Here is a 6,939-nt window from a genome sequence, read left to right as displayed (position 1 = left end):
AGAGGGCCGCCCGAGCGGCTATGCTTGACCACAAACATGGCCCGCCTCCTTCACGGAAATGGCAGCTGCGCGATGGTAGCACAGGCAACCTGCCGCGTCGCCAAGCTGTCCACATAACGACGGACCATGTCTTTGCCCTTTGCCATCTTCTCGGCTTCCGGTTCGTGCCCCGTCTGCGCGACATCGCCGACCGGAAACTCGGCTCGATCGCCGCGCCTTCGACCTACAAAGGCATCGAAAGCCTCATGGGCCGCACGATCAAGACGGCGGCGATCGAAGCCGATTGGGATGACATCGTCAGGATCGTCGCCTCCATTAAGGAAGGAGCCGTTGCGCCCTCCGCGATCCTGCGCAAGCTGGCCGCCTACAAGCGCCAGAACAGGCTGGATTTTGCGCTGGCCGAACTCGGCCGCATCGAGCGGACGCTATTTGCGCTCGACTGGCTTGAACAGCCCGACTTGCGTCGCGCCTGCCAGGCCGGCCTCAATAAAGGCGAAGCACGTCATACCCTTGCCGCCGCGATCTACACCAACCGACAGGGGCGGTTCACCGATCGCTCGATCGAGAATCAGGAATATCGGGCATCGGGCCTCAATCTGCTGATCGCGGCGATTTCTTACTGGAACACCGTCTATATGGACAGGGCCGCCCAGCATCTCCAATCATCCGGCGGCACCTTCGATGATGCGCTGCTTGCCCATCTCTCGCCGATGGGCTGGGTGCATATCAGTTTGACCGGCGACTATCTGTGGCAAAGGGCAAACCGGCTCTCCCCTGGCGAGTTCCGCACCCTCAACGATCCCATGGCCCGCCTCAAACTCGTGGCATAGCCAGTGTTCTCATTATGTCCGCCAAATCGTTGTCTGGCGCACAAACCTTGAGGTGACGCCTCCAGCGGGTATGCCATTGGCCGATCACATCACGATAAAGGAAACCGGCGTCATGCTCGCCGTGCGGGTCGTTGTCGGGTGTGAAATCCTCAAAGCCCTCGATCATCTTGAGAATGTCGGACTGCGTGTTCTCGTCCAGCGCCGCGATGCCTTGCGTAATCACGGTGCGACAAGTCACACCCATCGTTCGCCGCGCAATGTCGTTCAGCGCCGCGATGGTGGCGATCTGGTCAGTTGTCGCTTCCATTTTCCTCACTCCTTTAGGCGAAGCCGCTGCCTGCGGCCTGCGGCTCTGACCCGCTGGCGAAGCGCGGGATGGGGAGGGGGAAGCAAAATCGATGGGAGTGGTGCGGGCGGCGCGTCTAGGGAGGCCCCGGCGCGCGCGAGCGCGCCGGAACTGGCCGAACTTGTCGAGCAACCCGGTCCTGTCGATTATGCTTCGGGAACGAAAGGGCGGGTGCCCTTGGTGTTCCCCCCGGTGGCAACTGCCACCACTGACGGGGCGCGGCCCTGGGCCGCTCGATCCTATGTGGCAGCTGACAGACTACTAGGCGCGCGGCCCTGGCCGCTCATTTTCAGCGCTCGCGGTCCTTTGATTTCTCGGCCGCCTGTGTCGGTGATTTGCCTTCGCGCAATGTTGCGGCGACATGCACCTTTGCGCTTTCGACGATCTGCGCCAGCTGTTCCTTCGATGCGCCGCGCTCGGTAGCTGTGGCGACGCGCTTATCAATGGCCAGCTGGAATTGCGCGAACCTGGCATCGGCCCGGTTCTGCTCAGGCGAGTTTTTCTCGAATTGCGCGGCAAGGCGTAGATCAACCTGACTGACGCCGGGAGGCATGACTTGCAGACGTAGCACGCGATCGGCGGCCTGAATGTCGCGGTCGGTCATTTTCGAAAGGAAATCAGCAGTGCCCGCGCTGATGGCGCGGACTCGTTGCAGCGGGTCCATGCCCTCGGACCAACTGACTTCGATTTGATGATAGCGGCGCTGTTCGATCAGTTGAAGGTGGTGCATCGGCCCTTTGGGATCACGGAAAAAGGCGAGTTCCTGCGCAGAACGGGCGGCTAGCTGGCGCATGTCAGCGGACGTTTCCGCGATCCGGTTAAGCTGCTCATACTGCCGCGACGCAACGGTTTGCGCAGTAGGTAAGTAACGGCTGATCTGATCCTTGGCTTGCTCGATGCTCATAGCGCGCCGTTCGCCAGCTGGCATGAGAGATTCCATCGAGGGCGGAAACGCGATGCCCGCTGGCCCGCGCGCTGGCTCGACGCGGCTCTGTTCGAGGGGCATGGCATCACGGATAACTTTGGCGAGGGAGGCGTGATTTCCGGTATGGAAGCTATCGCGGCTCGCCTCCATCCAGTCCTTCGGCCCCATTGCCTGGATCGAGACGAATTTTTCGGCCGCAAGGGAATGTAGCTGCAAGTGCAGCCGCATGGTACGACCATTGCCCTCACGGAACGGATGAACGGCATTTAATTCGGAGATATGCCGTCCCATGGTATCGGCAAAGCGATCACGATCCATCGACTTGAGGGTTTGGAGGTCGGGCAGCTGCTTAAATTCGTGCTCCATGCTGCGGGCAATGAAGTGCGCTCGCGCAAAAGTGCTGCCGGGTTTGCTTATGTCCACAGTCCGAAAGCGCCCCGCCCAATCATATACATCCTGAAACAGATGATTGTGCAGTTCGCGATACTCGCGCGCATTCGTCGCCGGCATGGCGCGCTGCACAATCAGCTCGCCATGCCGGACAACCGAGAAGAAAGCTTCTCGCTCCTTGAGAATATTATCGTCGCGGATTCCCAGCTTGTTCCGAAGAACGTCGCTGTTACGCCAGGTGTAAGGGTCGCTCACCAATCATGCAGCAAGTTTCTGGCGGGACAGAACATCACGGTTGTAGTCCTGCGCCAGACCAATCGCCACATCGACGGGAATTTGGGTTTCGACCAACAGCAAACAAAAAGAGTGGTCATCCGAAACCAATTCAAGTCCTTCAATCTTGCAATTTGCGATTGCTTCGCAATAAGCTGCCATCACGTCAGGAATGTCTTCCTGCCGACGCGGCTCATACCCCATCGCCTTGATGCGATTCCTGTAGGTGTCGATGATATTTTCCATTTTGCACCTAAAAACGACCTGCTCCCGCCCATAGTTAACATGTCGGGATTTGTATATAAACCACATTGAGTAGCCCCCCATATTTCACTTTCCTGAAATGAGACGCCGCGCAAGCGCGGCGTCTCGTGCATTTTGCGGGGCGGGGCATTCAATCCGCTTGGTCGGTCATCATCGCCAACAGGTAGTCGGCGGCGTTCTGCGCCTCGCGGGCTGCCTCAAAAATGGCGCGCTTGTCGTTGCGGAGCGCGGTCAACCAGTGCTCGATATACGCGGCATGGTCTTCGCGTTCCTCGACCTTGAAACCGACAATCGCGCCGATGAAGGATGCGCCCAGCTCGGCCACGAGTTCGTCCCTCGCATAGTCGGCGCGGCTCGTTGAAATCAGGGTTTTTCGGTTGAGGCGGCTTTCATGCCCTGCATGATGCACGGCCTCATGCGCAAGCGTGGCATAGTAGTCGTCGGCGGAATGGAACGCTTCAAAAGCGGGCATTTGGATATAGTCGTCGCGGGTGTGGTAATAGGCTTGCGATCCGCCGATGCGAACGGTTGCGTCGATGCGAGAGAACATCACTTCAAGCTCAACGTCGCGGGTTTCGGGATTGGTGATGATCGGGGCGGGCGCGGGATATTTGCCGTCCAGTCCTTCGACCTGATCGGCATTGAAAACCGTGTATCGTTTCAAGAACGGAATGGCGCGCTCGTTGTCCGTCTCGGAGTCTTTCACGACAAGCTTGTTGGCATAGACAATGGTGGTTCCCTTGCTGCCCTTCCTGACATTGCCGCCCAGCTCCAACGCCTGTTTGAAGGTCAGCCAATAGGGCGAGGCGAAGCCCTGACGCATAGCGCTGGCCCAAAGGCTGAGGACGTTGATCCCACGATAGGCGACCCCATTGTGCCGGAGCGGAATGGTCGGCCCACCGCTCCACGGCTTCACCCACGGCTTGGTGCCCGCTTCCAGCATCGCAAGAATGTCGTCGGTGACGGCCTGATAAATGTCGATCCGGTTCGTTTCCTTAGCCATTTTTCACTCCTTTAGGCGAAGCCGCTGCCTGCGGCCTGCGGCTCTGACCCGCTGGCGAAGCGCGGGATGGGGAGGGGGAAGCAAAATCGATGGGAGTGGTGCGGGCGGCACGGCTAGGGAGGCTCCGGCGCTCGCGCGCGCCGGAACTGGCCGAACTTGGCGTGCAACCCGGTCCTGTCGATTATGCTTCGGGAACGAAAGGGCGGGTGCCCTTGGTGTTCCCCCGGTGGCAGCTGCCACCACCGGCAACGCGCGGCCCTGGCCGCTCATTATACGCGGCCGATTTTACCGGCTGCGTTCTGTAAAATGGGTGCGGTGGCAGCTGCCACCGCCCCGCAAGTTTGCGGGGAGCGCGGGAGTGAAGCGCGCTCCCCATGCCGTCATGCCGCTTGGCTTTCGCTATCAGCGGCATCGGGCAAGGCAGAGGGTCGAAGGGCGGGGGGCAGGATGCGCCGCCCCGCAAGGCGCTCGTTGACCGTCACGGCAAGATCAGAGCGCTTCATGGTCTGGCAATTCTCTGCGGCGTCGTTGCCGCAACCTTCGGCCAGCAGCTTCAAGAGCGTGGCCTTGCTAAGCTGGTCATAGAATACCTGATTGGGTTCCCACTTGTCGGCCATGTCGATCTGCGCGGCCCCGACGATCTGCGCCAGCTGGCGGTCGCGGTCGCTATGGAACGAAAGGCTCGTGATCTGCGAGGCCACGCAGTAGGCCAGCAGCCGCAATTTCGCTTCGCTGTCCATCTGGCGCATGTCGTCCAGCGTGGGTGTCTCGGCCAAGCGGGCAAGATCGGCCCCCGCGATTTCGTCAATGTCGGCAATCGTGGAATGGCCCATGATCGCCTCGTCAACATGGAAGCGGTTCTTCTCGGCGGTGATTTCGGCGGCTTGTTGCCACGAATAGGAGTTGCCGCGAACCTGCCCCAATAGGCCCGTCAAGAGCACGTCCAGCGCCAGCTCCGGGTCGCTGGCAAGGGCTTCCCGAACCGCCATCGTGCGGATGCCGCCCAGCTGATCCATGACCTTCTGCGAGTAGTCGGGCCGGGGAGGCTTGGGGCCATCGGCGGCGGTGCCCTTGGCGCTGCGCGTGAACGCAACCTGTTCGATACCGTCATGCCCGATGAAGACGATAAGCGAGTGCTCGGCCTTCTGCTCGGCGGTGAAGACGCGGCAAGCCGATACGATAGCGTCCTGCTTGCGGGTCAGGGCGCGCAACTCGTCGTCATAGTCGTGCTCGTCCTCGTCCACCTCGCTTTCCCGCTTGGCGATTGCCGCCTCGATCTCGACCAGCTGCGCGGTTTCTTCCTCGGTCGGATGGCGCTCGCCAGCGGGTTCCAGATGGCCGCGCATCCAGTAGGAATCAGGCCGGTAGAGCTGCCCTTCTGCATCGCGCCAGCCATCTTCGCGCGCCGCCTTGGCGATGGCGTCGAGCCGATCTTGCACAAGGTCCATGACAAGGCCCGCATCATCGCAATAGCGACGTTCTCCGAAAAGATCGGTGGTGAAGGTGCCGCCTGCGGCGCAATAGGCTTCCTCGCCTACAATGCGAAAATGCTTGTCGGTATCGGCAACCTTCTCCTGGGTGAGCATGGCGCGGATTTGGTGGGCGTTGTCGCCGGTGCGCTTGAAAACCTCAAGCTGGCGGTCCTGATCGTCTGTCAGCGCGAAAGCCTGCGCCGCGCCCATGCCGATTTCGTCTTTCTGGAAGGCTTTGAGAATGGTCGGGTGCAGCGCCGCCAGCTTCAACACGCGGCGGACATAGGCGGGGGAGACGCCGAACGATGCTGCAACATCGTCAACGTCTTTGCCGCTGTCGATGATCGCCCGATAGGCGGCGATGGCATCGGCGGGGTGCATGTCCTCACGCTGCGCGTTCTCGGCAAGAGAGATTTCCAGCGCCTCGTCCTTGCTGCGGATTTCAACGGGAACCTCGAAAGTGCCGGGGATGGTCTTTGCCTTCTGCAACAGCTTCAAGGCCCGGTAGCGCCGCCCTCCAGCGCAAATCTTGATCTTGCCGTCCTCATCATAGCCGATCAGGTTTTGCAGCACGCCCCGCGCCTGAATGTCGGCTGCGAGGGCTTCGATTTCCTTGGGCTTCACCTTCCGCACGTTGAGGTCGGAAAGCGCCAGCTTGTTCAGTTGGATGGTCTGGATGGTCATTTTTCACTCCTTTAGGCGAAGCCGCTGCCTGCGGCCTGCGGCTCTGACCCGCTGGCGAAGCGCGGGATGGGGAGGGGGAAGCAAAATCGATGGGAGTGGTGCGGGCGGCGCGACTAGGGAGGCCCCGTCGCGCGTGAGCGCGCCGGAACAGGCCGAACTTGTCGAGCAACCCGGTCCTGTCGATTATGCTTCGGGAACGAAAGGGCGGGTGCCCTTGGTGTTCCCCCCCGGTGGCAGCTGCCACCACCGGCAAGGCGCGGCCCAGGGCCGCACATTTAGCGGCTAGAGAATGGCGAGAGCGAGAACCGCAACGATTGATCCGCACAATGCGGACAAGAGCATCAGGCGTGTCGTCGCGGCATTGATCGCGATCGCAGCGCCGGCACAGGCCCATAGCAGCGCAATCGTGGGTCCAGCGCGGTAGATAAGGAAGCCGATATAGCTGTTCGGCAGGAGCCGCGGATAATCGACGATCAGGCGTGCAACGATACCGCCGCCTGCGAGAATGAGCGCGGCGATCAGCCATGCCGCGATTGCCTCGACGCGCGGCGATGCACTGTGCCTGGGCGCGGCCTGCATCGTCGTTCGCATCGCATCATTCATGCTAATCTTCCCTTATAATCGCTCTGATCCCTTAGACCCCATGACTGCCGGAGCCTTGGAGGCTCGAATCTGAGATGCTGATGATGGATTTGTTAGCAGCGGAGACGAGTCATGACGGAGGCAGTGAAATACGTTGGTCTGGACGTTCA

7 protein-coding genes are annotated in these 6,939 nt (G+C 60.8%); 1 reads left to right on the top strand and 6 read right to left on the bottom strand.

Annotated features, from left to right (window positions below; all coding sequences use genetic code 11):
* A partial coding sequence (locus ACP7BL_RS17560; RefSeq protein WP_426258910.1) for a Tn3 family transposase occupies window positions 1–830 on the top strand: 830 nt, incomplete at its 5' end.
* Here the strand turns inward: ACP7BL_RS17560 and ACP7BL_RS17555 are convergent.
* From ACP7BL_RS17555 to ACP7BL_RS17530, 6 genes are all read right to left on the bottom strand, one after another.
* Window positions 814–1,137 (bottom strand): DUF3768 domain-containing protein, encoded by a 324-nt coding sequence (locus ACP7BL_RS17555; RefSeq protein ID WP_426258909.1) that lies wholly within the window; start codon window positions 1,135–1,137, stop codon window positions 814–816. The two genes, ACP7BL_RS17560 and ACP7BL_RS17555, sit on opposite strands and share 17 nt — an antisense overlap.
* Window positions 1,138–1,465: 328 nt before the next feature.
* Window positions 1,466–2,746 (bottom strand): Fic/DOC family protein, encoded by a 1,281-nt coding sequence (locus tag ACP7BL_RS17550; protein WP_188084365.1) that lies wholly within the window; start codon window positions 2,744–2,746, stop codon window positions 1,466–1,468.
* Between the two features lie 3 nt (window positions 2,747–2,749).
* Window positions 2,750–3,010 carry a hypothetical protein gene (locus ACP7BL_RS17545; protein WP_022684640.1) on the bottom strand — a complete coding sequence of 87 codons (261 nt, stop codon included), beginning with the start codon at window positions 3,008–3,010 and terminating at the stop codon, window positions 2,750–2,752.
* Between the two features lie 148 nt (window positions 3,011–3,158).
* Window positions 3,159–4,031 (bottom strand): ArdC family protein, encoded by an 873-nt coding sequence (locus ACP7BL_RS17540; RefSeq protein WP_059153607.1) that lies wholly within the window; start codon window positions 4,029–4,031, stop codon window positions 3,159–3,161.
* A gap of 380 nt (window positions 4,032–4,411) precedes the next feature.
* Window positions 4,412–6,187 (bottom strand): ParB/RepB/Spo0J family partition protein, encoded by a 1,776-nt coding sequence (locus ACP7BL_RS17535; protein WP_188084214.1) that lies wholly within the window; start codon window positions 6,185–6,187, stop codon window positions 4,412–4,414.
* A 282-nt stretch (window positions 6,188–6,469) separates the two neighbouring features.
* Window positions 6,470–6,790: a hypothetical protein gene (locus ACP7BL_RS17530; RefSeq protein ID WP_020819818.1), complete on the bottom strand. Its 321-nt coding sequence runs from the start codon at window positions 6,788–6,790 to the stop codon at window positions 6,470–6,472.
* Between the last annotated feature and the right edge of the window lie 149 nt (window positions 6,791–6,939).

This window comes from Sphingomonas sp. DC1600-2 (assembly GCF_049897605.1).
Lineage (GTDB): Bacteria > Pseudomonadota > Alphaproteobacteria > Sphingomonadales > Sphingomonadaceae > Sphingomonas.
The sequence above is the reverse complement of the archived record's forward strand: the minus strand, read 5'-3'. Positions and strand labels throughout refer to the sequence as shown.